Origin of the sequence: Nocardia xishanensis NBRC 101358, from assembly GCF_001613365.1 — a bacterium.
Taxonomy (GTDB): Bacteria; Actinomycetota; Actinomycetes; order Mycobacteriales; family Mycobacteriaceae; genus Nocardia; species Nocardia xishanensis.
This window is the reverse complement of record NZ_BDCF01000003.1, coordinates 91,339-116,041: the sequence shown is the minus strand read 5'-3', so window position 1 is coordinate 116,041 and position 24,703 is coordinate 91,339. Positions and strand designations below refer to the sequence as shown.

Here is a 24,703-nt window from a genome sequence, read left to right as displayed (position 1 = left end):
GATGCTCACCGATGCCCGCCTGGCCGCCGACCTGGCCGAACGCGCCGGAACACTGCTGCGCGCACTGCGCGACGAACTATCCGCCGGTGGTCCGCCGCCGCCGGATCTCGGATCGCGCGGCGACGCGCAGTCCAACGATTTCCTGCTCGCCGAGCTCGCCGCCGCGCGGCCCGGGGATGCGGTGCTCTCCGAAGAATCCGCCGACGACCCGGCACGGCTCACCGCCGATCGGGTGTGGATCATCGATCCGCTCGACGGCACCCGCGAGTACGCCATCCCCGGCCGCTCCGACTGGGCCGTGCACGTCGCACTGTGGGAACGCGGCCGCGGCATCACCGCCGCGGCCGTGGCGCAGCCCGCGCTCGGCCGGGTGCACGTCAGCGACGCACCGTGCCACGCCGCCGACCCCGGGGAGCCGCGACTCCTGGTGAGTGACTCGCGACCGCCCGTCTGGGCGGCCGACGTCGCCGCCGCGGTCGGCGCGCGGTTGGTGCCGATGGGCTCGGCGGGCGCCAAGGCGATGGCGGTGGTGCGCGGCGAGGCCGACGGCTACCTGCACGCGGGCGGACAGTACGAGTGGGATTCCGCGGCGCCCGTCGGCGTCGCGCTGGCCGCGGGCCTGCACGCTTCCCGGGTGGACGGCAGCCCGTTGGAGTACAACCGCCCGCACCCCTACCTGCCCGACCTGCTGATCTGCCGGGCGGCATGGCGAACGCCGCTGCTAGAGGCGGTGGCGGCCGCCTCGGCCGGGTCGCGGTAGCCGCCCCTCACCTTTCGCGACACATCGGTAGTAACGTATCAAATGCCCCGGGGCCGAGACCGCGCCCCGGCAGTGACGTTCGCGAGAGGATTGCCGTGCGCTCGAACCTGATCTCCCGTAGGGATCTCGACTTCCTGCTGTACGAATGGCTGCGGGTCGAGAACCTGGCCGCGTTTCCCCGTTTCGCGGAGCATTCCAGGGAGACCTTCGACGGCTTCCTCGATCTCTGCGAGGACATCGCCACCCGGCATTTCGCGCCGCACAACAAGCGCAACGACAGCAACGAGCCGACCTTCGACGGCGAGCGGGTGACGATCATCCCCGAGGTGAAGGCGGCCGTCGAGGCGTTCACCAAGGCGAACCTGGTCGGGGCGGGCATGGACGAGGAGATCGGCGGCCTGCAACTGCCCGCCGCCGTCGAGGCCGCCGGGTTCAGCTGGTTCCAGGCCGCCAACGTCGGCACCTCCGGCTACCTGTTCCTGACCATCGGCAACGCCAATCTCCTCGCCGCGCACGGGACCCAGGACCAGATCGACCGTTTCGTCCGGCCCATGGTCGAGGGCAGGTTCACCGGGACCATGTGCCTGTCGGAGCCGCAGGCCGGGTCGTCGCTGGCCGACATCGTCACCCGCGCCGAACCGCAGGCCGACGGCACCTACCGGCTGTTCGGGTCGAAGATGTGGATCTCCGGCGGCGATCACGAGCTCACCGAGAACATCGTGCACCTGGTGCTGGCCAAGATCCCGGGCGGTCCGGCCGGCACCAAGGGCATCTCGCTGTTCGTCGTCCCGAAGTTCCTGGTGGGCGCGGACGGCACGCTCGGCGAGCGCAACGACGTCGTGCTGGCCGGCCTCAACCACAAGATGGGCTACCGCGGCACCACCAACACGGTGCTCAACTTCGGCGAAGGCAGGCACACCCCGGACAGCGCGCCCGGCGCGGTGGGCTATCTGGTCGGCGAACCGCACCGCGGCCTGTCCTACATGTTCCACATGATGAACGAGGCCCGGCTCGGCGTCGGCCTCGGCGCCACCGCGCTCGGATACACCGGCTACCTCAAGTCCGTCGAGTACGCCAGGCAGCGGCACCAGGGCCGCGCGGTGACCGCCAAAGACCCCGCCTCGCCGCAGAGCCCGATCGTCGAGCACGCCGACGTGAAGCGAATGCTGTTGGCGCAGAAGGCCTATGTCGAAGGCGCGCTGGCCCTGCTGCTCTACTGCAACCGGCTGGTCGACCTGCGCCGCACCGCCGCCGACGAGCAGGCCGCCCGGGAGCACACGCTGCTGCTGGAGATCCTGACCGGCGTCGCCAAGAGCTGGCCGTCGCAGTGGTGCCTCGAGGCGAACAGCCTCGCCATCCAGGTGCACGGCGGCTACGGCTACACCCGCGAATACGACGTGGAACAGCACTACCGCGACAATCGCCTCAACCCGATCCACGAGGGCACGCACGGCATCCAGGGCCTGGATCTGCTGGGCCGCAAGGTGATCCAGCACGAAGGCGCCTCGCTGCGCCTGCTCGGCGAGCGGATCGCGGCGACCGTCGAAGCGGCCGAGCGCACAGGCGGCGACGCGGCGGAATTCGCCGCGCGGCTCGACGCGTCCTGGCACCGGCTGGTCACCGTCACCATGGGCATGTTCGCGGCGGGCGATCCGGCCGCGGCGATGGCCAACTCGAGCATCTACCTCGAGGCGTTCGGACACATCGTGCTCGCCTGGATCTGGCTGGAACAAATGGTGGCCGCGGCCGACCACGAGGGCGACTTCTACGAGGGCAAGCGCGCCGCGGCACGCTACTTCTTCCGTTACGAGCTGCCCAAGACCGGCCCCCAGCTCGACCTGCTCGCCGCGCTGGACCGCACCACGCTCGAGATGCGCGACGACTGGTTCTGACACGATCGAAACCGATCATTCGAATCTGCGTGATCGAAACCAGGGCCCGGGAAACAGGGTGGCGCAATAGCCGTTAGCCACCCTGTTTCCCCAGGTCAGCGCCGGTCACCACTGGCGAAGAAACATCCCCTGATTCGCACGGCGCGCGAGCTGGAATTCGCGCGCCCATTCCCCGTCTATCGTCGCTGTCCGTGCAGGTCAGCGAAAGAGAGGCGGAACAGATGGGTGCGGAACCGGCCCCCGTGCGGCAGCTGCGCGCCGATCAGGCGCGCCGGGTCGCCGACGTGCTGCGCCACCAGATCCACGCCGGCGCGTTCGACGAGGTGCTGCCGACCGAACAGCAGCTGGCCACCGAGCATTCCGCCTCGCGCAACACCGTGCGCGAGGCACTGGCCCTGCTCAAGGACGAAGGCCTGATCGACCGCGCCCCCAAGGTCGGCACCCGGGTGGCGACCCGCAAGTACGACCACGGCCTCGACGCGCTGCTCGGCCTCCAGGAGACCCTCAAGGGCCACGGCACCGTGCGCAACGAGGTGCGCACCGCGCAGCACATCACCGCGCCTCCCGCGGTGGCTCGCAGGCTCGGCCTCGAACCCGGGCAGCGAGTCGTCTATTTGGAGCGGCTGCGCTATCTGGCGGACTTGCCGCTGAGCCTCGACCTGACCTATCTGGTCCCCGACATCGGCGCCGAGGTGCTCGCCAACGACCTCGAGAACACCGACATCTTCGTGTTGCTGGAGAAGATCAGCGGCCGCTCCCTCGGGCGCGCCGATCTGGCGCTGGAGGCGATCGCCGCCGACCCGCACACCGCATCCACCCTCGACACACCCGATGGCGCCCCGCTGCTGATGCTGGAACGACTGACCCGTCTCGACGACGGCAGACCGGTCGACCTCGAGTACATCCGCATGCGCGGCGACCGAATCACCATGCGCGGCAGCCTGTCCCGCGGCGCACCCGAATGGAAGGTCCTGTAGATGGCACTCGCGAATCAGCGCGCCGACATCCCGGTCACGATCGACGAATCGCTGTGCATCCAGGGCTGCACGCTGTGCGTGGAGATCTGCCCGCTCGACTCCTTGGCCATCAATCCCGACAACGGGAAGGCCTACATGCACGTGGACGAGTGCTGGTACTGCGGACCGTGCGCGGCCCGCTGCCCCACCGGCGCGGTCACCGTCAACATGCCCTATCTGCTCCGCTGATCTGGAAGTCTCATGAAAGCACGTCTCGTTCCCTTCCTGCTCGCCGTCGCACTGGCCGCCGCGGGCTGCTCGCTCGAAAGCTCCGACGAAGCCCCGGCCGGCACGGTCAAGGTCGTCGTCGGCTACCAGTCCAAGACCATCAACACCGTCACCGCGGGCACGCTGCTGCGCGCGCAGGGCTATCTGGAGCAGCGGTTACGCCAGATCACCGACAACGGCGGAGCCAAGTACCAGGTGGAGTGGCAGGACTACGACACCGGCGCACCGATCACCGCGCAGATGGTGGCCGAGAAGATCGATATCGGCTCGATGGGCGATTACCCGTTGCTGATCAACGGTTCTCGCACGCAGGCCAACGAGCGGGCCAGGACCGCGCTCGTCTCGGTCACCGGATACAACCCCAAAGGCGCGCTCAACATGGTTGTGGTGCCGAATGATTCGACCGCGAGCGGGATCACCGACCTGGCCGGCCAGAAAATCTCGGCCAGCGTCGGCTCCGCGGGCCACGGCACCCTGGTGCAGGCGCTGTCGCGGGCGGGCATCGACCCGGCCAAGGGCGTCGAGGTGCTCAACCAGCAGCCGCAGGTCGGCGCGACCGCGCTGGAGTCGCACCAGGTGGGCGCGCTGTCGCAGTTCGTCGCATGGCCCGGCCTGCTCGTCTTCCAGAACAAGGCCAAGCTGCTCTACGACGGCGCCGAGCTCGACGTGCCCACCTTTCACGGCGTCGTCGCGCGCCGCTCCTACGCCGCCGACCATCCCGAGGTGCTGCAAGCCTTCCTCGCCGCGCAACTCGACGCGACGAAGTTCATCAACGAGCGCCCGTTCGAGGCCGCCAAGATCGTCGCTGACGGTTCCGGCCTGCCGCAGGAAGTGGTGTACCTGTACAACGGCCCCGGCGGCACCCGGTTCGACACCACGCTCAAGCCGAGCCTGATCTCGGCGCTGAAAGGCGATGTGCCCTACCTGAAGTCGATCGGCGACTTCGCGGACCTGAACGTGGACGGATTCGTCGACGACGCGGCGATCCGCAAGGCCTTCGCCGAAACGGGTCAGGGCGATTACGACCGGGCGCTGGCCGCCACCGCCAACCCGAGCGCGATCACGGGCGCCGACCCGGTCTGCGGCACCGCGGTGAGCGATCCGGCGCTGGCCGGCGAGCTGTGGGTCGACGGCGCCGACCGTCCGCAGCCCGCCGCCGACCCCACCTGCCTGCTGCGCGCGGTGCAGGCCGCCAAGGCTCAGGGCAAGGTGATCCGCGCGGTCTACGTGCCCGACGCCGAGCTCGGCACCCGCTGGTTCGCCGACAAGGCGGTGTGGCTGCGCGACGGCGCGAAGTACCTGCCGTTCACCACGCAGGCCGCCGCGCAGCGCTACCGGCAGAACCACCCCGCCGCCACGCCGGTCTCCTACGACCAAGCGGTCACGGAAGTACGCGGATGAGCGCCGTGGCGGTCGCGGGCGAAGCGGTCACCGTAGCCGAGACCGCAAAGAGCCGAACCATTTCCGAGTGGCGGTCGAGGGCCGTCCGGATCGCCTCGGTGCTGGCGGCCGTCGGGCTCTGGCAGCTGCTCACCGTCAACGACGTGCGAGCCGGGCTGCGCTTCGACTCGCTGCCCACGGTGACCGAGATCGTGGCGGAGTTCGGCGAGCACTTGGGCAAGGATCAGTACTACCTGGACATCGCCCAGTCGCTGATCCGCATCGTCACCGGCTTCGGCCTGGCGGCGGTGGTCGGCGTGCTCGCCGGTATCGGGCTCGGCCGCTCCCGGTCGCTGGCCGACGTCTTCGGACCGCTCACCGAGCTGGTCCGTCCGATTCCCGCCATCGCGCTGGTGCCGGTCGCGATCCTGCTGTTCCCCAGCGACGAATCCGGCATCGTCTTCATCACCTTCACGGCGTCGCTGTTCCCGGTCCTGGTGAGCACCAGGCACGCGGTGCGCGCACTGCCGACCATCTGGGAGGACGCGGTGCGCACGCTCGGCGCGTCGCGGCGAGATGTGCTGGTGCGCGTGGTGTTTCCCGGCATATTGCCCGGCGTGTTCAGCGGGCTGTCGGTCGGCATGGGCGTGGCCTGGATCTGCCTCATCTCCGCGGAGATGATCTCCGGGCGGCTCGGCGTCGGCTACCGCACCTGGCAGGCCTACACCATCGTCGACTATCCGGCGGTCTTCGTCGGCATGATCACCATCGGCGTGCTCGGCTTCGCCACCTCCGGCCTGGTCGAGCTGGCCGGTCGCCGGATCACCCGCTGGCTGCCGAGGGAGGTTGCGGAATGACGACCACCACAACGGCGCCCCCCGCGCCCGTCACTTCGGGCATGCGGCTGACGCTGGACGGCGTGCGGATCGCTTACGGCGCTCGCACCGTCGTCGACGGTCTCGACCTGGACATCGCCGCGGGCGAAATCCTCGTCGTGGTCGGCAAATCCGGTTGCGGCAAGTCCACCCTGCTGCGCGCCATCGCGGGCCTGCGCAGTCCCGACGCCGGGGTGGTGCGCGCCGACGGCGCCACGGTCACCGGACCGTCGGCCGATCGCGCGCTGGTGTTCCAGGACGACGCGCTGCTGCCGTGGCGCACCGCGCGCCAGAACATCGAACTGGCGCTGCACCTGCGCGGCACGCCGCGCGCCGAACGCAAGTCCGTCGCGCGACGGTGGGTCGCCGAGGTCGGTCTCACCGGCTACGCCGACTATCTGCCGCGCGACCTGTCCGGCGGGATGCGGCAGCGAGTTCAATTGGCGCGCAGCCTCGCAGGAGCGCCGCGAGCCGTGCTGATGGACGAGCCGTTCGGCGCGCTCGACACCCAGACCAGGGCCACCATGCAGCGGTTGCTGATCGACACCTGGCGCGCCCATCCCACCACCATCGTCTTCGTCACCCACGACCTCGACGAGGCACTGCTGCTCGGCGACCGCATCGCCGTGCTCGGCAGGCACGACGAGCGTTCCGCCGCGTTGCGCGCCGTCGTCGAGGTGCCCGCGCCGCGACAGCCGGTGGACCGGCAGACGGTGCGGGACGAGATCCTGGAGAAACTGTGAACATTCCGGAGCTGTCCGATCGGATCCGGCTGGACTGCGACGTCCTGGTGGTCGGCGGCGGCACCGCGGGCACCATGGCCGCGCTGACCGCCGCCGAACACGGCGCGAACGTGCTGCTGCTGGAGAAGGCCCACGTGCGCCACTCCGGCGCGCTTGCCATGGGTATGGACGGCGTCAACAACGCGGTCATCCCAGGCAAGGCGACGCCGGAGGACTACGTCGCCGAAATCACCAGGGCCAACGACGGAATCGTCGACCAGCGCACCGTCTACCAGACCGCGACGCGCGGCTTCGCGATGGTGCAGCGGCTGGAGCGCTACGGCGTGAAGTTCGAGAAGGACGAGTACGGCGAGTACGCGGTGCGCCGGGTGCACCGCTCCGGCTCGTACGTGCTGCCGATGCCGGAGGGCAAGGACGTCAAGAAGGCGCTGTATCGCGTGCTGCGCCAGCGCTCCATGCGGGAGAGGATCCGGATCGAGAACCGGCTCATGCCCGTTCGCGTGCTGACGGAGAACGGTCGCGCGGTCGGCGCCGCAGCATTGCACACGCGCACCGGCGAATTCGTGGCCGTCGGCGCGAAAGCGGTGATCCTGGCCACCGGACCGTGCGGCCGTCTCGGGCTACCCGCCAGCGGCTACCTGTACGGCACCTACGAGAACCCGACCAACGCGGGCGACGGCTACGCGATGGCCTACCACGCGGGCGCGGAACTCTCCGGCATCGAGTGCTTCCAGATCAACCCGCTCATCAAGGATTACAACGGCCCCGCCTGCGCCTATGTCGCCAACCCCTTCGGCGGCTACCAGGTCAACGCCGAAGGTGAGCGGTTCGTCGACTCCGACTACTGGTCTGGCCAGATGATGGCCGAGGTAAAACGCGAGATCGAATCCGCGCGGGGCCCGATCTATTTGAAGGTGTCGCACCTGCCCGACGAGACGCTGTCCACGCTCGAAGGCATCCTGCACACCACCGAACGTCCGACCCGTGGCACCTTCCACGCCAATCGCGGCCACGACTACCGCACTCACGACATCGAGATGCACATCTCCGAGATCGGTTTGTGCAGTGGGCATTCCGCGTCAGGGGTGTGGGTGGACGAGCACGCGCGCACCACCGTGCCCGGGCTCTACGCCGCGGGTGATCTGGCCTGCGTGCCGCACAACTACATGATCGGCGCGTTCGTCTACGGCGATCTCGCGGGGGCGCACGCCGCCTCCACCCTCCCTGATCTCGCTGCGCCGCAAGACCTTCCCGAGGACCAGCTGGCCGCCGCACACGAACTCGTCTATCGGCCGCTGCGCCAACCGGACGGGCCGCCGCAGCCGCAGGTCGAATACAAGCTGCGCCGCTTCGTGAACGACTACGTGGCGCCGCCGAAGACGGCCACCAAGCTGTCCATCGCGGTGGAGACGTTCGAGCGGATGCGCACGGAGGTCGAAGGCATCGGCGCGCGTACGCCGCACGAGCTGATGCGCGCGGTGGAGGTCTCCTTCATCCGCGATTGCGCCGAGATGGCGGCGCGCAGCTCGCTGACCCGCACCGAATCCCGGTGGGGCCTGTATCACGAGCGCGCCGACCTGCCCGAGCGCGACGACAACGCCTGGCGCTATCACCTGAACCTGCGCAAGGACGCCGACGGGGAGATGGAGTTCCTCAAGCGTCCCGTCGCGCCGTATCTGGTGCCGGTGCCCGGACTGGACGACTTGCCGTCGACCGATCCCGCCATCGTGGCGGTCGAACAGCCGCCGCTGCGGACCGGCCGACCGCCGCAGCGGGACGATACGGTGGTCGTCACCGAGGCCGCGACGCCCGTCGCTCCCCCGTCTCCGCGACTCGTCACCCTGCTCGCCCTGGATTCGCCTACGGTACAGGACCTTTCGAGCTACCTCGCCGATGCCGACGCCGGCGTGCGGGCCGCGGCGATCTCGGTGCTCACCGAGCACACGCCGGACGGATTCGCCGCCGCGCTGGCGAACGCCTTGGGCGACGCCGCCGCCTCGGTCCGGCGGGTGGCCGCCGAAAGCCTGCGAGAACTGGTGGAAGTGCTGCCAGACGCGACCGGGCTGCCCGAGCACCTCGACTCCGCCGACCCGCTGGTCCGCGCCACCGTCATCGATCTGCTGCGGGCCCTGCGCGCGGGCAGTGCGGCGCAGTTCGGCGCGGCGCTGGCCGACCCGGATCACCGGGTGCGCATCGAGGCGGTGCGCGCGCTGGTCTCGCTCGACGATCGCGCCGGGGTCGCCGCCTTGGCGGGCGATCCGAACCGGGAGGTGCGGATCGCGGTCGCCAACGGTCTGGCCGCCATCGGCGCGGGCGGAGTCGAGGTGGTGCGCATCCTGTCCGCCGACCGCGACCCGTTGGTCCGCGCGGCGGCGCTCACCGCGTTCGCCGCGCTCGGCGCAGGTCCGGACGACGCCGCGAATCTGTCAGGGGCGCTGCGTGATTCGGCCTGGCAGGTGCGCGTCGGCGCGGCCCGCGGCCTGGCGGGCGCGGCGCCGGAGCCGGCGATCCCCGTGCTCGCCGAGGCGTTGCTCGACCCGCATCTGGACGTCCGCAAGGCGGCGGTGCTCTCGCTGAGCACTTGGCGCGCGGACGAATCGGCACGCGGGGCGCTGAAGCGCGCTATCGACGACAGCGACGCCGACGTGCGCGCCTACGCCCGGCGGGCGGTCGACGCGTGATCGCGCACTGTACCCATTGGCCGGGGGGCGCATCGCCTCGCCTGCGCGCGGCGAACGCGGTCCGGTCTGCTCCGCACCTGTTCCCGGCGACGCCCAGCGCGGAGCCGAAGGGCGGGCGCGGGCTCCGGCCGCGTCCGTTCCGCCGCAGCACCGGGTAACCATCCGTACGGAGGAGCGAACAATTCCGCGCTCCGCGTCGCCGTGGCTGCCACCGCCCGGCACGACGGCAGCCACGACCGGGTCGTGCGAAATTCGCTGTCAGACGCATTCGACGAGGCGGCTGCGGTTCGCATTCTGGCCGGCCACCGTTCGTTTCCGGTACTAGACACCACCGCGGACCTGCGATCTGATGAACTAACCCCCAACACCCTCGTCAAAGAAATGCGCGCGAGTGTCCGCTCTCGATCGATGAGGTGGCACCTCATGAACGACCAGCACGAAATTTCTCCGAGCGCCGATCTCGCGGACGACTTCGTCACTCCGGGCTCGTATCTCTCGGTGGTGACCCGCCGATCCGGTGACCGGTGCGAAGTCGTCTGCCGCGGCGAAATCGACTATGCCACCGGTGGACAGTTCTACGACGCAGTCAGCACAGCGGTCACCGATCCCACCGTCGACCACATCGAGATCGACCTGGCCGACGTGAGTTTCTTCAGCGCGGCGGCGATCGGAACGCTCGGCCTCCTCCGCACCGCGGCACGAGAACGCGGCACCACTCTCACCCTGCGCAAGCCATCCCCGCCGGTCCACCGGCTGCTCACCCTCACCGGCCTGAGCCGCCTATGCGGCGAGAATCCCACACATACGGCCCGGCTCAGGCGCCCCGACCGGCCCGACGAGACAATCGCCGCCACCGACTGAGGAGGGCCCTGCCGGCCGCCCGAACAGGAGCGGTACCACTTCTCTCCCGAACCGAAGCCCGCGAGCCCCGGCCCTTGTGACCGGGGCTCGCGAGCCAGAAGCGCACGTCCGGTCGCGCCGGCGGCCGGTGCGGTGCGCAGCTGTCGGCACGTGCGCGCGATGTTTGCCGCCGGCCGCGGGTGCTATTCGTCAACTGCGATTTGCCGAGCACCACAGGAGCGGTCCATCGCGCCGGGCCGCGACCCAACTCACCATCGGGGGACGGATATCGAAGGAGAACCGCCATGTCCGGTCTGGTGCGCCAGAATTTCGAATCACCCGAAGAGACCCGGCCTTTCGAGCAGGACAAAGGCAGAGTCGATGTCGTCAACCTGGAGCGAGGACCGGTGGGCAGGGCGGTTTTCGAACCCGGCTGGCGGTGGTCGGAGCATGTCAAGCCGATAGCTCGGACCGACAGCTGTCAGGCCGCCCACGTCGGCTACTGCATTTCGGGTCGGATGGTGGTAGCCATGGACGACGGCGAGCAACAGGAATACGGGCCCGGCGACTTCATGATCATCCCACCCGGCCACGACGCGTGGACCGTGGGAGACGAACCCTGCGTGATGCTCGACTGGCAGGGCTTCGCCGACTACGCGAAGCGCCCGTGATCGGGGCGGCCGGCTGGTTGTGACTCCTGAGTCAGCCGGCCCGCCGCAGACCGACCGTGGGGAAGTCGACCGGGACTCCGAGGGCGACGTTGACGTAGTTGGTGAACAGGTTGAGCGCGACCTGCCCGATGGCCTCGACGATGTGCTCGTCGCTCCAGCCGTGGTCACGCAGAGCCTGCACGTCCTCCGCCGTGACCTGGCCACGCTCCTCGACCAGCTTCAGCGCGAAGCCCAGGAGTGCAGCGGTCCGAGGGTCGTCGGACTGCCCCGTCTGCGCGGCCTCCAGCGCCGCACGGCTCACCCCGGCCTTGCGTCCGAGAGCGGTGTGCGCGGCCAGGCAGTACTCGCAGGAGTTTCGGTTGGCGACGGCCACGGCGATCTGCTCGCCGATCGCGGGCCCCAGCGCACCGCCGCCGAAGGCGCCGAACGACGCCCACATGCTCGTCAGCGCGGCGGGCGAGTTCGCGACGGCTCGGAACATCGCGGGCACGGTGCCGAACGCGGCGTGGATCCGATCGAGCTGGTCCTTGACGGTTCCGGTCGCGGACTCGCGCTCGACAAGGGGGACGAGAGACATGGAGTGCTCCTTGGGTCGTGATTCGGACGACGCTCCCGGCGGTGTCTCGCCGGGCGACGCACTCTCAGACTGCCGGGATCACTTGGACTGATTGACGCAAATCATCTCGATTTCCTACCAGATCGTCTGCCATCCTTGGCCTGTGACTTCCCTCGACCAGCTTTCGCCCCTACTCGAACGCTTCCGGGTGCGAACCCGTCTGTTCCATGCGGGACCCCTGTGCGGGGTAACGACATTCGACGGGCAACTGGGCCGAGGCTTCCTGCACGTGCTCCGAAACGGTGAGATGGAAGTGACGCATCGAGGCGTCGGCGGCCGGCTGGAAAAGCAGCGGATCGATAAGCCCAGCCTGCTGTTCTACCCACGCCCGCTGGACCACGCCTTCCACAACGCGCCCACCGAGGATTCCGACTTCGCCTGCGCGACACTGGACTTCGACGGCGGCCCGACCCATCCCCTGGTCCGCACGCTCCCTCCCGTGATCGTGCTCCCGCTGGACGCCGTCGGCACCCTCGAACCAGCGCTCGATCTGCTGTTCGCCGAGATCGACAATGTGCGGTGCGGCCGAAAGCTGCTGGCGGATAGGCTCTTCGAAGTTGTCCTCATCCAGCTTTTCCGCTGGATTCTCGACCACGCCGACGAGCTCGCGCTGCCCACCGGGCTGCTGACAGGGCTCTGCGATGAACGTCTCGCCCGTGTACTCGTGGCCGTCCACGAGTCGCCCGGGCGGCCATGGACGCTCGCCACGATGGCACGCGAAGCGCGCATGTCCCGTAGTTCCTTCGCCGCCCGGTTCAAAGAGATGGTGGGGCAGCCCCCCGCCGAGTACCTGACCGGATGGAGGATCACAGTCGCCCAGGACCGGCTTCGCGCCGGCGCATCGGTCGCCCGGACGGCCGCGGAACTCGGGTACGCCACCCCTCCGGCGTTCTCGCGGGCGTTCACGCAAAGAGTGGGATGCTCACCGCGCGCATGGTTGGCGGCCACCCGCTGAGTCAGCCGTAGGCAGGAGCCCGGCCAAACGTCCCAGGACCGAGACCCGCGGACACGTTCGCGAGATGCGGTCCTACTCGGCCGGGCCGGCGACTCCCGCGATGGCACGATCTCGTCAGTGACAGGCGTCGGCGATACCTGACATCCACTCGCGAATCGCCTTGCGCTGCACAGGGGTAAGGTCGGCTTCCAGCTCCGCCTCGCGCCGCGCGACGGCCACCCGCGCCGCCGCGTATCGCCGCATTCCCGCCTCGGTCACCTGGATCTGGTGCGTACGACGATCGGTCGGATGCGGGCGGCGTTCGATCAGGCCCTCTTTCTCCAGTCCGCCGATCATCTCGTTCGCGGCCTGCCGGGTACTCGCCACCTCGCGCGCGATATCGGCCACCGACATTCCCGGCTGCGCGGCGGTCATCATCAGCGTGGCGTACTGCGAGGTCGACAGCCCGAACTCCTTGAGCTCCTCGCCGATCGCCGCCCGCATATTCAGCCAGACCTTGCGAACGAAGAAGGTCAGCGATCCGCCTTCGGCATCCACGCGCAGCCCTTTCCAAGATTGACAGGTTCCTGACGATCATGCACTCTCGACAACGTCAGGTTCCTACCAATCGTATCGAAGGTTTCCATGACCACGCCCGCGACACTGCCGAACGTCAGGCAGCGGTTGATCCTCGCCGTACTCCTGCTGTCCTCGTTGCTCATCTGGATGGACAACACGATCCTCAGCACCGCTCTCGAAACTCTCTCCGATCCGGTCCACGGACTGAATGCCAGTCCCGCGCAACTGCAATGGACGACCGGCTCGTACACATTGGTCTTCGCCGCGCTGATGTTCACCGCAGGCGCCCTCGGCGATCGCTTCGGCCACCGAGCCGTGCTCGCCACCGGGATGACCGTCTTCGCCGCCTCGTCCACGTGGGCCGCCTACTCCGCCGATGCCGGGCAGCTCATTGCCGCCCGCGCCGCCATGGGGGTCGGCAGCGCGCTCATCATGCCCGCGACGATGGCCATCCTCACCTGGACCTTCACCGGCCCCGCGCGGGCGACCGCCATCGGAATCACCTCGGCGTCGGCCGGTGTGGGTATCGCGGCGGGACCTTTGATCGCGGGTGTGCTGCTCGACCACTTCTGGTGGGGCTCGGTGTTTCTCGTCAACCTCCCGGCGGTTGCGCTCGGGTTGATCGGGATCGTGACGCTCATCCCGAACTTCCGCAGTCCCACCCGGCGTCCACTGGATCTTCCTGGATTGGCGCTGTCCATCACTGGACTCGCGCTCTTGGCCTACGGCCTCATTCGCGCTGGCCAGGTCGCCACCTGGGGGCGCCTGGATGTCTGGCTGCCGGTCACCGCAGGAATTTTGCTGCTGGCCGCCTTCGTGATCGTCGAATTGCGCAGCGCCCAGCCCAGTTTCAACCCACGACTGCTCGCGCAGCGCACCTTCGGTGGCGGTAACGCCGCCATCGGCTTGCTGTTGTTCGCCATGACCGCCGTCGGTTTCTACGGCGCTTTCTATCTCCAAGGCGCACGCGGCTTCTCGGCATTGCAAGCGGGACTGGCCAGCGCCCCTGGCGCATTCGGCGCGATCGTCGGCGGCCCGCTCGGCATCCGCTTGGTCCGCCGCTGGGGGCTGCGTCCCGTCACCGTGACCGCGCTGACCGTCGCGGGACTGGCCATGGGCACCTTCGGCTTCTTCGGCCTGGGCACTTCGATGGTCTGGTACGAGATCCTCGTCCTCATCCAGGGCTCTGCCATCGGTCTGGTCATCGGCTCGGTGACCGCGGCCCTCATGGCCACCCTGCCGATGGAACAGGCCGGCGCCGGATCGGCCGTCACCAACACCGTGCGTCAGACCGGCAGCGTGCTCGGTATCGCGGTGGGCGGGACGATCATGTCCATCGTGTACAGCCGCGGCATCGAATCGGCGCTGCCCGGTCTTCCGCCTGATGTGCGGGACCGAGCGCGCGTCTCCGCGGAACAGGCTCGGCACGTCGCCGACGCCGTCGGGCTGCCCGACCTGGCGCGCGCCGCCGACGACGCGTTCGTGCACGCCATGCACGTCGGCGCGATCTGGACCATGCTCATCGCACTCTCCGGAGCGGCCGTACTGGCCATCGCCCTGCGACCCGCGCGGGAAACATCCGGCATCCGCATCCCGCGGCGCGAGTTCCAAGACGCGGACGCGTAGGCGGACTCAGCGATCCGAGCGACAGGTCAGCGCGCGGCGCGTTCGGCGACGATGGCGTCGAGCCTGGCGCCGAGGGCGTTGACCTGGTCGCGCAACTCCGTCACCGTCTCGATGGAATAGCCGACCTCCGCCAGCACCGCGGCGATCATCTGCCTGGCCTGCTGTTCCAGCGCGCGGCCCGCCTCGGTGGCGTGCAGCTGCACGGCCCGGCGGTCGTGCGTGCTGCGTACGCTCTCGACCAGGCCGCGGGTCTGGAGCCGCTGCACCAGCGGGGAGACGGTGCCGTAGTCGAGCCGTAGCCGATCGGCGAGCTGCTTCATCGTCATCCCCGGGTTCTCCCAGAGCGCGAGCAGCGTGAGGTACTGCGGGTAGGTCACCCGCATGGCGTCGAGATACGGCCGGTAGGCCGCGGTCATCGAGCGTGAGGTCGAGTACAGGGCAAAGCACAGCTGGGCCGCGAGCGAGAGCACGTCATCGGTGCCCGCGGCGGCGGCCTCGACCGCGCCTGGATGCGCTTCTTCGGGCATATCTGCACTGTACGAGAGTGCGGGTGCTTCGTGAACCGTCATGTTTCCCGGCACGGCGGCCGCCCGACCGGATCCCCCGGATCTGCGTTCCGTCGCCGAAGCATTCGAGCCGTCTCGGCCGCCGCACGCGAAAATCGGTGGCTCGAGCGGACGTCCCGGATTAGCTTGCCCCATATGGCTGAGATCCACGGGCGCTGCGCCAGCGAATTCGGCACGGTGGCAGATACTTTGGCGGCATCGTTGGATCGCGACGACGTGGGCGCCTCGGTGGCGGTGTCGGTGGGTGACGAGCTCGTTGTCGACATCTGGGGCGGATATACCGACGAGTCGCGCACCGCGCGGTGGCAGCGCGACACCATCACCAACGTCTGGTCGACGACCAAAACCATGACAGCGCTGTGCGCGCTGGTCCTCGCGGACCGCGGCGAGCTCGATCCGGCGGCGCCGGTGGCCGAGTACTGGCCCGAATTCGGCGCCGCGGGCAAGGAAGGCGTGCTGGTGCGACATGTGCTCTCGCATACCGCGGGCCTGCCGACCTGGGACGAGCCGATGACGTTGGAAGATCTCTACGATTGGCCGACCGCCACGGCACGGCTTGCGGCGCAAACTCTCCGCTGGTCGCCAGGGACCGCGGCCGGCTACCACGGGCTCACCCAGGGTTATCTGGTGGGCGAGATCGTCCGGCGGATCACCGGTCGCAGTCTGGGCGTCTTCTTCGCCGAGGAGATCGCCGGACCGCTGGAAGCCGACTTCCACATCGGGTTGCCCGCGGAGCACGACCACCGCGTGGCACCGGTCATCACGCCGCCCGCGAGCCCGGGGGGCAACGATTCCGCGCCGCGCGGCCCCGGCAATCCATCGGTGCCCGCCGCCGCGGCCAACACCGCTGCCTGGCGGCGCGCCGAGATTCCGGCCGTCGGCGGATTCGGCAACGCCCGCTCGGTGACCGCCGTCCAGTCGGTCATGGCGAACGGCGGCGCCTGGCGCGGCGTGCGGTTGCTGTCGCGAGAAGGCTGCGAACGCGCCGTCCACGAGCAGTTCCGCGGCATGGATACCGTGCTGGGCGCACGGATGCGTTACGGCCTCGGGTACGGTCTCGGCGGCGGCGAATCCCCCAACGCCCGTACGTGTTTCTGGGGCGGCTGGGGTGGCTCGCTCGTCTGGGTCGACATGGACACGCGAATGACGGTGTCCTACGTCATGAACCGGATGCTCGACGACGACCGATCGCTCACCGACGACCGGTCGTTCGACATCGTCGCGGCCGCTTACGACGGGGTCACGGCGTAACGCGCGCCGCTCAGCCCGCGGCGACCTCGCTGCGGTCGCCGCTCCACAGCGTGTGAAACTTGCCCTCGGCGTCGATGCGCTCGTAGGTGTGCGCGCCGAAGAAGTCGCGCTGTCCCTGGGTGAGCGCGGCGGGCAGCCGCTCGGCGCGCAGCGCGTCGTAGTACGACAGCGAGGACGCGAAGGCCGGGACCGGGATGCCGAGCAGGGTCGCGGTCGACACCACGCGCCGCCAGCTGTCGATGGCCATTTCGATCGCTTCGCGGAAGTACGGCGCGAGGATCAGGCTCGGCAGCGCGGGATCCTGGTCGTAGGCCTCCTTGATCCGGTTCAGGAACCGGGCCCGGATGATGCAGCCGCCGCGCCAGATGGTCGCCAGGTCGCCCGGGCGCAGATCCCAGTTGTACTCGGTGCTGCCCGCGGCGATCTGGTCGAAGCCCTGCGCGTACGCGACGACCTTGGACGCGTACAGCGCCTGGCGGATGTCCTCGGTGAATTGTTCGATGTCCGTGGGCTTTTCGGCCAGCGTGCCAGAGGCGAGGCCGACCGCGGCCTTGCGCTGCGCGCGGGAACCGGACAGCGCCCGCGCGAAGACCGCCTCGGCGATGCCGGTCACCGGGACGCCGAGATCGAGCGCGGACTTGACGGTCCAGCGGCCGGTGCCCTTCTGCTCGGCGGCGTCGACGATCACGTCGACCAGCGGGCGGCCGGTCTTCGCGTCGACCTGCGCGAGCACCTCGGCGGTGATCTCGACCAGGTAGCTCTCCAGATCGCCGGAGTTCCACTGGGTGAACACGTCCGCGATCTGCTTGGCGTCCAGACCGAGCGCGTCGCGGAACAGGTGGTACGCCTCGCCGATCAGCTGCATGTCGGCGTACTCGATGCCGTTGTGCACCATCTTGACGAAGTGCCCGGAACCGTCGGGTCCGATGTGGGTGCAGCACGGGGTGCCGTCGACCTGCGCCGCGATCGACTCCAGCAGCGGACCGAGCGATTCGTAGGACTCCTTCGGTCCGCCCGGCATGATCGCGGGACCGTTGAGCGCGCCCTCCTCACCGCCCGAGATGCCTGCCCCGACGAAGTTCAGTCCGCGTTCGCGCATGGCGGCCTCGCGGCGAATCGTGTCGGTGTAGAGAGCGTTGCCGCCGTCGATGATGATGTCGCCCGGCTCCATCGCGGCGGCGAGTTCCTCGATGACCGCGTCGGTCGCGTCGCCCGCCTTGACCATGATCAGCACCCGGCGCGGCTTCTCCAGCGCCGCGACGAACTCCTCGACGGTCTCGGTGCGGATGAAATCGCCGTCGCCGCCGTGCTCGGCGATCAGCGCGTCGGTCTTGGCGACGGAACGGTTGTGCAGCGCGACGGTGTACCCGTGCCTGGCGAAGTTGCGGGCGATGTTGCTGCCCATGACAGCCAGGCCGGTAACACCGATTTGTGCACGCGCGGTAGAGGTCGGCATCGATCAGCTCTCTTCGTTCGTCAGGTCCGGTGGGTGTGCGAAAACTGGTTCCGCGGCGGCATCGTCGGCTCGTGCGAGCGACGCGGCCACCCTGCTGCCAAAGCTACTGGATGGCCGGTCGGCCGCACCGAGACGGGTCGCGGGCCAGCGCGGCGGGCCGTGTGCTCACACCCGCGTCGGCGCCGCCGTTTCCGGTCCGGCGGCCGAGCGCGTCCGCACCGCGTTGACGATCCCGAGGACCACACCGAGCCCGAGCAGAATCGCCCCGCGCAGCCACACTTGCGCATCGATGCGAGTGAACAGGAACAGGCACGAGGCGAGACCCAGCCACGGCACCGCGACCGGCACCCGGAAGTGATCCGCTTCGCCGGGCTCCCGACGCAAGATCAGCACCGCGACATTGACCGCGGTGAAGACGACCAGCAGCAACAACACCAGTGTCGCCGCGAGCGATGCCACCTCCCCGGTCAGGGCGAGCGCCAACGACGCGGTGGTCGTGGCCAGGATCGCGACCCACGGCGTGCGGCGGACCGGCAAGACCTCGGCCAGCACAACGGGCAACAGACCGTCCCGTCCCATGCCGTAGGCCAGCCGGGACGCCATGATGCCGGTGAGCAGCGCGCCGTTGGCGACGGCCACCAAGGCGATCACCGCGAACAGACGCTCCGGCACCCCGCCGCTCACCCGGACCACCTCGAGCAGCGGCCCGCTCGAATCGGCCAGCACATGGGTGGGCACGACCGCACCCGCGACCAGACCGATCAGCACATATACCGCGCCCGCGGTGAGCAGTGCACCGAACAACGCCCGCGGGTAGGTCCGGCGCGGGTCGCGCACCTCCTCGGCGAGGTTCACCGACGTCTCGAAGCCGACGAACGAGTAATACGCGAGCACCGCGCCCCCGAGCACCGCACCGATCGCACCCTGCTCGGCCGTCCCGATCCGCGTGAGCCTGGCAGGGTCGCCGCCGCCGCGCGCCAGCACCCAGCCGCCGAGACCGATGACCAGCAGCAGGCCGCTCAGCTCGATCGCCGTGGCAATCACGTTCGCGCCCAACGACTCTTTGATGCCGCGCATGTTCAGCGCGGCCAGCACGAGCAGGAATACCACCACCACCGCGACGGTCGGCAGCGTGACCAGTGCCGCGAGGTAGTCCGAAGCGAAGCCCTTGGCCAACGCCCCGACCGAGACCACGCCCGCGGCGAGCATGCAGAACCCGACGAAGGTGCCCGCCGCGGGGCCGATCGCTCGGGTGACGTAGTGCGCCGAGCCGCCCGCCTTGGGGTACTTCGTGGCGAGCTCGGCGTAGGAGCCCGCGGTGAGGCAGGCCAGGACGAGGGCGGTGAGCAACGGCAGCCAGATCGCGCCGCCCGACACGCGGGCGATCTCGCCGACGAGCACGTAGACCCCGGCGCCCAGCACGTCGCCGAGGATGAAGAAATACAGCAGGGGCGTGCGGACGACCCTGTTCAACGAGACGGCCATGTCCGGCGGTTCAGTGCCGGTGCGGCACCGGGGCGGCCGCGGCGACGCGGTTGGCGGCCGCTTTCACCGAATCGGGAAGGACGTGGTTGATCGTCGTCAGCAGCTTGGTGCCCAGCGACGCGGCCGCCACCTTCTGGTCGCCGCGCAGCAACGCGTCGACGCCTTGGCGCGCCACGTCGGCGGGATCGTCCTTGGGCCCTTTGCCGATCACCGTCTCCAGCATCTTGGCCCTGCGGAAGAAGTCGGTGTCGGTCGGTCCAGGCATCAGCGCGGTCACCGTGACGCCGGTGCCGCGCACCTCCTCGCGCAGCGCCTCGGCGAACGACTGCACGAACGATTTCGACGCGTTGTACACCGCCTGCCTCGCCCCGGGCATCGTCGCGGCGATCGACGACGTGAACAGCAGTTTGCCGGTGTCGCGCCGCACCATGTCGCCGAGCACGAGTTTGGCCAGGTGCACCGTCGAGCGCACGTTGAGGGCGATGATGTCGAATTCGTCGTCGAGATCGGTCTCCACGAAGTCACCGCCGCGGCCGACGCCCGCGTTGAACGCGACGGCGTCGAGCGGGCGTTCGTCCTCGGTCGCCGCCGAGTAGAGCCGCTCCACCCCGTCCGCCGTCCGCAGATCCACCTGCACCGCGCGGACTTCCACCCCGGGGTGGCGCACCTGCTCGGCGGCGGTCTCGATGGCCATGTCCTCGGCGGCCATCACCACGTCGTAACCGTGGTCGACGAACTGTTTCGCGAGTTCCAGCCCGATGCCGCTGGAAGCTCCGGTCACCAGGGCGAGTGGACGTGTCCGTGTCATACCGCACGCCTACCCACGCCCGGCGCGTTGTATCCGGCAATGCCCGATCCGCCACCGCACGGAACGGATTCCGTGGCCGTGCGAGCGCGGACGGGCAGCCGATTCGGGTTACGCGAACCAGCGCATCAGGCCAGCACGAGGTCGACGTCGATGTTTCCGCGGGTGGCGTTCGAGTACGGGCAGACCTGGTGCGCCGCCTCGACCAGGGAGCGGGCCAGGGCGGGGTCGATACCGGGCAGGTCGACGGTGAGGGTGACGGCCAGCCCGAAACCTTCCCCGTTCGGACCGATGCCGACCGCGCCGGTCACCGCGGAGTCCGCGATCTTCACCTTCTCGCGGCGGGCGACCAGCTGGAGCGCGCTGTGGAAGCAGGCGGCGTATCCCGCGGCGAACAGCTGTTCGGGGTTGGTGCCCGCACCGCCCGCGCCGCCGAGCTCCTTCGGGATGCTCAGTTCCAGGTCGAGCACCTCGTCGGAGGAGCGGACATGCCCGCCGCGTCCGGCGCCGGTCGCGGTGGCCTGTGCGGTGTAGAGGGTGTTCATGGGGTGCCTTTCTCGAAGAGCGTTCCGTGCCCCATGAACGGTAGTGAGCAACTAAGTTGTGCGCAACTAATATGAGATGTGAAACGGGCCGCACATCGCGGGCGGAGTCGGTTCCGTTCGCGATGCGCGGCCCACAGAGCGGCTAGATCACCGCGTTCATGATCGTCCCCGCGCTCGTGGCGACGGCGCCTCCTGCCATCGCGCTCGCGATCATCTTCGGCGACTGCAATCCGCCGCCGTTCCACTTCTCCCAGGCGAAACGGCCACCGCCGTAGGTAATTGCGGTGATCCCGGACAGCTGGACGAGCCAAGTGAAGTACCGGCCCATCTGCATGAGCTTGTCCGCCAACGGCGGCGCTTCCGGTGTCGGATTGCTGTACTGCGCGAGGACCGTGTCGTGTAGCGCGCAGAGGATCGTGCTCACTGTCATGCTCCTTCGCGGATGCTGGAGTGATGCTGGGGATGCGTTTTCACGAGAGCGCGTTACTTCGAAAACGTAGATCGCGCCAATTCAACCAAAGCAAGATCATGTGATGGGCCAGACACACCCAATTCGTTATGACTCGACTCACACCGCCACACCCGTGCCATGAAAAGCCGGCGGTCCTAGGATTCGAGGGGTGCAGGGGGACTGAATGGGACCGGGCGCGACGCGGCGCCGTCCCTGTTTCGACGCCGACCTGACACCGATTCCGGGGAGGGTACATGGCTTTTCTACTGTTGATGCTCTTGTGCACGCTCGCTGTCACCGCCTCCGTCGTCGTTGCCGCTTACGGCACGGTGACCGCCACCTACTGGTTCGAAATGCGTCACCGCCGCGCCGACCCACCGGATCTGACCGCCGCGCACTGAGCGGTCGACCGCGAGTTTGGGGGCAACCGGTCCGGGAACTCCGGTCACGGGCGTTCTCGACGCCCGTGACCGCGATCGGAGGTGAGCCGGATGGCGAACGACGTCGAGAAGCGCTGGTCCGATCCGGAGGGATTTCGCCAGGCCGTCCGCTATGACCTCGCGGTTCTCGGCACCGCGGCGCTCGTCGCGCTGGTGGCGACGATCTGGGCCGCCGGTCGTGACGCCTGTCTGTCCGGTCCGCTGCTGTGCGACGCCGCCTCCGGTATCGCGGTGGTCCTCGTACCCGCCCTCGTCCTGCTGGCGGGCGGCATCGGCGCGTTCGTCATCACCTATCTGCGCTGGCGGCGCGGCCGCGTCTGGCCGATTTGGCAGGGCGCGGGCTGGTTCCTCTTCACGGTGATGCTCGTGTACGTGTCGATCGGCGGTACCGCGATGGCCCGCTGATCGACCGGGACGCTCGCGGCCGCCGATCAGTTGTAATCCCAGTAGTGCAGCCACTTCACGGATGCGAACAGCAGCAGCGTCAGGCCGTAGAGTGCCACGACGATCGCCGCTCCCAGCGCGCTCACGCGCCATCGCGCGCCGTCGATCGGGTCGACCCACCACCGGAAGCAGGCGGCAACGGCGGGCGAGAGTACCCAGCTCATCAACGCGACGCTCACGATCTGGCTGAGCCACATCGCCAGCCAGGGCGGCGCGCCGTTCTCGTCCAGCACCGGGCCGAGGAACCGGGACAGCGTCATCACCGTCGGATACAGCACGAGCAGCACCAGCATCGCGACCTTCCAGGTGGGCGTCACCCGGGTCTGACCGTCGACCGTGCGCAGCGTCGACCCGAACGGCGTGGTGTGCGCGACGACCGAGAAGTCCTCGGTCAGCTCGGCGCGCAGCGCGGGCAGCGCCGCTGCCCGCTCCTCGGAGCGCATCCAGTCCGCCAGATGCTGGGACGTGCGGAACCGCAGGACCGTGAACCACCGGCCGGTGTCGCCGCACGGGAACAGCGCGACGCCCTCGAACCCGGGAAACGAGGCGCTCAAGGTGACCAGTTTCGCCTCCGCCGCAACGAATTCCGCCGCCTTACCGGCGGCGACGCTGTGCTGGAACACGCCGACGCCGGGCGGCGGCAACCCTCCATCGACGACCAGATCCGAACTCTTCCGATGAAAGCCGAGCTTCTCCCCCTCGGCGATCGCACGGCGCCGGGCGGGCGAGTCCAGGAAGTCGTTCACCTGCCGCTCGGTGCCGAACGTGGTGCTGAACCCGGGTTCCAGCGCGGGGTCGTCGCTCACCGCGCGGCAGCTCTCGATGAATCCCTCTGCGGTCGAAGCGATTTCGGTCATCCGATCCAACCAAGCGCTGAAGGCCGCGGGGTCCGCTGGACGATGGAAGACGGTGACTGCCGTGGCGTTCATCGGCGGGCCGCTAGCGGTCGTCGACGCGACGACCTCGGACGTAGACCTGCGCGATCGTCGATTCGTCCATGCCCATCAGCAGCGCGAACAGTGTCTGATCGCGTGCGAGGACCGGGTCGTCCGATCGGACCCCTTGCGCCAGAGTGGCTTCCAGCGACGGCGTCCCCACGGGATCGACGACGAGGAAGTCGGCCTCTTTGCCCGCGTCCAAGTTGCCGAACCGGCTCTCCATGTCGAGGGCGCGCGCACCGGCCAGCGTTCCGGTGAACAGCATCTCCGCCGGGTGCATCGAGACCCCGTCCTCGCCCGGCTCGGAGATGTGCACCTTGAACGCCGCCGAGAGCACCCGCGGGATCGACCATTCGTCGCCACCGCCGTAGTCGGTGCCCGCCGCCACCGTGACGCCCGCGGCGATCGTCCGCTTCCACGGCATCGTGCCCGAACCGAGGAATTGTTGCGACACCGGGCAATGCGCGATCGAACTGCCGGTCTCTGCCAAGCGCCGCAATTCCGCTTCCTGACAATGCACGCCGTGCGCGAGGATGCTGCGCCTGCCGAGCAGGCTCTTGCCGCCCACCTGCGAGCCCGGCATGAACTTCCCGTCGTAGGTGTCCAAATACGATTCCACCTCGTACACCTGTTTGGTGCTGTCGACCTCGCCGGTGCCGGGGCGGTTGTTCTCGTTCAGGTGGCTGTGGAAATAGACACCCCGATCGCGCACTGAGTCGTACAGCTCGCCGAGGTTGCGCAGCGTTGTGCGGGTCACCGCCAGCGCGAAGCGCGGTACCACCGCCACGTGCAGCAGGGCCGTGTCGACGCGGCCGGTGTCGACGGCGTGCCAGGTGTCGATCTCCGATTCGGTCAGCCGGATCGCCTTCTCCTCGGAAGTGATCAGCGGCGCGACCGACGACTCGCCCGTGGTCTGGATGCCACGGCCGCTGACCATGCGCAGGCCGCGTCGGCGCGTCTCGGCGAACAACGCGTCCTGGGCGTGCGGGAAGGCCGAGCCGAAGACCATCGCGGCGGTGGTGCCCGCGGCGAGGCGCCGGGCGCAGAACTCGACGGCCGCCCGCTGCGCGTACACCGGGTCGGCCAGCTGCGCTTCGGACGGGTAGATGCACCGCGTGAGCCATTCGAGCAGCTGGCCGCCACCGTAGGCGTCGCCCGCGAAGGTCTGCGGGAAGTGGATGTGGGTATCGACGAAGCCGGGAAGCAGGAAGCCGGGGCGGTGGTCCATCGGGGGCAACCCGCGGAATTCGTCCGGGATCTCGTCCCTGGTGCCGCAGTAGGCGATCCGCCCTTCGCCGTCGACGATCAGAGCGCCGTCCGGTATCGAAACCAGCGCGTTCGACGCCTCCTGGACGGTTGGTTGTCCAGTGACGTGAAAGATGTGCCCCAAGTGGACTTGGCTCACGCGACGAGCACAACACAGCGCGCGGCGCTATATCGGCAATTCCCGCAAAAATGTGACTCTACCTGGGCTTCAGCGA

24 protein-coding genes and 1 pseudogene are annotated in these 24,703 nt (G+C 69.0%); 15 read left to right on the top strand and 10 right to left on the bottom strand.

Annotated features, from left to right (window positions below; translation table 11 throughout):
* Nucleotide 1: 1 nt before the first annotated feature.
* The 10 genes and pseudogenes from NX1_RS05010 to NX1_RS04965 all read left to right on the top strand — a co-directional run.
* Nucleotides 2-736, top strand: a pseudogene (locus NX1_RS05010) (3'(2'),5'-bisphosphate nucleotidase CysQ); the annotation flags it as partial.
* A gap of 119 nt (nt 737-855) precedes the next feature.
* Complete coding sequence (locus tag NX1_RS05005; protein ID WP_068054487.1) at nt 856-2,652, top strand: acyl-CoA dehydrogenase; 1,797 nt, start codon at nt 856-858, stop codon at nt 2,650-2,652.
* A 221-nt stretch (nt 2,653-2,873) separates the two neighbouring features.
* On the top strand, nt 2,874-3,629 hold the full coding sequence (locus NX1_RS05000) for a GntR family transcriptional regulator (RefSeq protein ID WP_068054484.1): 756 nt from the start codon (nt 2,874-2,876) through the stop codon (nt 3,627-3,629).
* Nucleotides 3,630-3,857: a 4Fe-4S dicluster domain-containing protein gene (locus NX1_RS04995; protein ID WP_068054481.1), complete on the top strand. Its 228-nt coding sequence runs from the start codon at nt 3,630-3,632 to the stop codon at nt 3,855-3,857.
* A gap of 12 nt (nt 3,858-3,869) precedes the next feature.
* A complete protein-coding gene (locus NX1_RS04990; RefSeq protein ID WP_068054478.1) occupies nt 3,870-5,297 on the top strand; it encodes an ABC transporter substrate-binding protein in 1,428 nt (475 codons plus the stop codon).
* The gene (locus tag NX1_RS04985) at nt 5,294-6,133 is read left to right on the top strand and encodes an ABC transporter permease (protein WP_084501022.1); all 840 of its coding nucleotides are present in this window, start codon (nt 5,294-5,296) and stop codon (nt 6,131-6,133) included. Before NX1_RS04990 ends, NX1_RS04985 begins: the two co-directional genes overlap by 4 nt.
* On the top strand, nt 6,130-6,894 hold the full coding sequence (locus NX1_RS04980) for an ABC transporter ATP-binding protein (protein WP_068054475.1): 765 nt from the start codon (nt 6,130-6,132) through the stop codon (nt 6,892-6,894). Before NX1_RS04985 ends, NX1_RS04980 begins: the two co-directional genes overlap by 4 nt.
* The gene (locus NX1_RS04975; RefSeq protein WP_068054472.1) at nt 6,891-9,575 is read left to right on the top strand and encodes a fumarate reductase/succinate dehydrogenase flavoprotein subunit; all 2,685 of its coding nucleotides are present in this window, start codon (nt 6,891-6,893) and stop codon (nt 9,573-9,575) included. Before NX1_RS04980 ends, NX1_RS04975 begins: the two co-directional genes overlap by 4 nt.
* 423 nt (nt 9,576-9,998) lie before the next feature.
* On the top strand, nt 9,999-10,436 hold the full coding sequence (locus NX1_RS04970) for an STAS domain-containing protein (RefSeq protein ID WP_068054469.1): 438 nt from the start codon (nt 9,999-10,001) through the stop codon (nt 10,434-10,436).
* A 284-nt stretch (nt 10,437-10,720) separates the two neighbouring features.
* Entirely contained in the window at nt 10,721-11,086 is a 366-nt protein-coding gene (locus NX1_RS04965; RefSeq protein ID WP_068054466.1) for a cupin domain-containing protein, read from the top strand.
* Nucleotides 11,087-11,117: 31 nt separating this feature from the next.
* Here the strand turns inward: NX1_RS04965 and NX1_RS04960 are convergent, their stop codons facing one another.
* A complete protein-coding gene (locus NX1_RS04960; protein WP_068054463.1) occupies nt 11,118-11,663 on the bottom strand; it encodes a carboxymuconolactone decarboxylase family protein in 546 nt (181 codons plus the stop codon).
* A 142-nt stretch (nt 11,664-11,805) separates the two neighbouring features.
* On the opposite strand from NX1_RS04960, the gene NX1_RS04955 reads away from it, so the two are divergent.
* Nucleotides 11,806-12,657 carry an AraC family transcriptional regulator gene (locus NX1_RS04955; RefSeq protein WP_068054460.1) on the top strand — a complete coding sequence of 284 codons (852 nt, stop codon included), beginning with the start codon at nt 11,806-11,808 and terminating at the stop codon, nt 12,655-12,657.
* Between the two features lie 114 nt (nt 12,658-12,771).
* Here NX1_RS04955 and NX1_RS04950 read toward each other — a convergent pair whose 3' ends face one another.
* Nucleotides 12,772-13,194, bottom strand: a complete 423-nt coding sequence (locus NX1_RS04950) for a MarR family winged helix-turn-helix transcriptional regulator (RefSeq protein WP_218024057.1) — start codon at nt 13,192-13,194, stop codon at nt 12,772-12,774.
* Nucleotides 13,195-13,281: 87 nt separating this feature from the next.
* Here NX1_RS04950 and NX1_RS04945 point away from each other — a divergent pair, with 87 nt between their 5' ends.
* Nucleotides 13,282-14,841 carry an MFS transporter gene (locus NX1_RS04945; protein ID WP_084501018.1) on the top strand — a complete coding sequence of 520 codons (1,560 nt, stop codon included), beginning with the start codon at nt 13,282-13,284 and terminating at the stop codon, nt 14,839-14,841.
* Nucleotides 14,842-14,867: 26 nt separating this feature from the next.
* Here NX1_RS04945 and NX1_RS04940 read toward each other — a convergent pair whose 3' ends face one another.
* Nucleotides 14,868-15,368, bottom strand: a complete 501-nt coding sequence (locus tag NX1_RS04940; protein WP_068054457.1) for a MarR family winged helix-turn-helix transcriptional regulator — start codon at nt 15,366-15,368, stop codon at nt 14,868-14,870.
* 174 nt (nt 15,369-15,542) lie between these two features.
* On the opposite strand from NX1_RS04940, the gene NX1_RS04935 reads away from it, so the two are divergent.
* Nucleotides 15,543-16,658 (top strand): serine hydrolase domain-containing protein, encoded by a 1,116-nt coding sequence (locus NX1_RS04935; RefSeq protein ID WP_068054453.1) that lies wholly within the window; start codon nt 15,543-15,545, stop codon nt 16,656-16,658.
* A 10-nt stretch (nt 16,659-16,668) separates the two neighbouring features.
* Here the strand turns inward: NX1_RS04935 and gnd are convergent, their stop codons facing one another.
* The 5 genes from gnd to NX1_RS04910 form a co-directional block, all read right to left on the bottom strand.
* A complete protein-coding gene (gnd, locus tag NX1_RS04930; RefSeq protein WP_068054451.1) occupies nt 16,669-18,114 on the bottom strand; it encodes an NADP-dependent phosphogluconate dehydrogenase in 1,446 nt (481 codons plus the stop codon).
* Between the two features lie 165 nt (nt 18,115-18,279).
* Nucleotides 18,280-19,599 (bottom strand): APC family permease, encoded by a 1,320-nt coding sequence (locus NX1_RS04925; protein WP_068054448.1) that lies wholly within the window; start codon nt 19,597-19,599, stop codon nt 18,280-18,282.
* 10 nt (nt 19,600-19,609) lie between these two features.
* The gene (locus NX1_RS04920; protein ID WP_068054446.1) at nt 19,610-20,407 is read right to left on the bottom strand and encodes an SDR family NAD(P)-dependent oxidoreductase; all 798 of its coding nucleotides are present in this window, start codon (nt 20,405-20,407) and stop codon (nt 19,610-19,612) included.
* Nucleotides 20,408-20,532: 125 nt separating this feature from the next.
* The gene (locus tag NX1_RS04915; RefSeq protein WP_068054443.1) at nt 20,533-20,949 is read right to left on the bottom strand and encodes an organic hydroperoxide resistance protein; all 417 of its coding nucleotides are present in this window, start codon (nt 20,947-20,949) and stop codon (nt 20,533-20,535) included.
* Nucleotides 20,950-21,091: 142 nt separating this feature from the next.
* The gene (locus NX1_RS04910) at nt 21,092-21,373 is read right to left on the bottom strand and encodes a hypothetical protein (protein ID WP_068054580.1); all 282 of its coding nucleotides are present in this window, start codon (nt 21,371-21,373) and stop codon (nt 21,092-21,094) included.
* Between the two features lie 281 nt (nt 21,374-21,654).
* Between NX1_RS04910 and NX1_RS35995 the strand changes: the two genes are divergently transcribed.
* A complete protein-coding gene (locus tag NX1_RS35995; protein WP_157119545.1) occupies nt 21,655-21,801 on the top strand; it encodes a hypothetical protein in 147 nt (48 codons plus the stop codon).
* 90 nt (nt 21,802-21,891) lie between these two features.
* Nucleotides 21,892-22,245, top strand: a complete 354-nt coding sequence (locus tag NX1_RS04905) for a hypothetical protein (RefSeq protein WP_068054440.1) — start codon at nt 21,892-21,894, stop codon at nt 22,243-22,245.
* Nucleotides 22,246-22,271: 26 nt separating this feature from the next.
* Here NX1_RS04905 and NX1_RS04900 read toward each other — a convergent pair whose 3' ends face one another.
* Nucleotides 22,272-23,213: an antibiotic biosynthesis monooxygenase gene (locus NX1_RS04900; protein WP_068054438.1), complete on the bottom strand. Its 942-nt coding sequence runs from the start codon at nt 23,211-23,213 to the stop codon at nt 22,272-22,274.
* A 10-nt stretch (nt 23,214-23,223) separates the two neighbouring features.
* Entirely contained in the window at nt 23,224-24,627 is a 1,404-nt protein-coding gene (locus NX1_RS04895; RefSeq protein ID WP_068054435.1) for an amidohydrolase family protein, read from the bottom strand.
* Nucleotides 24,628-24,703: the final 76 nt, after the last annotated feature.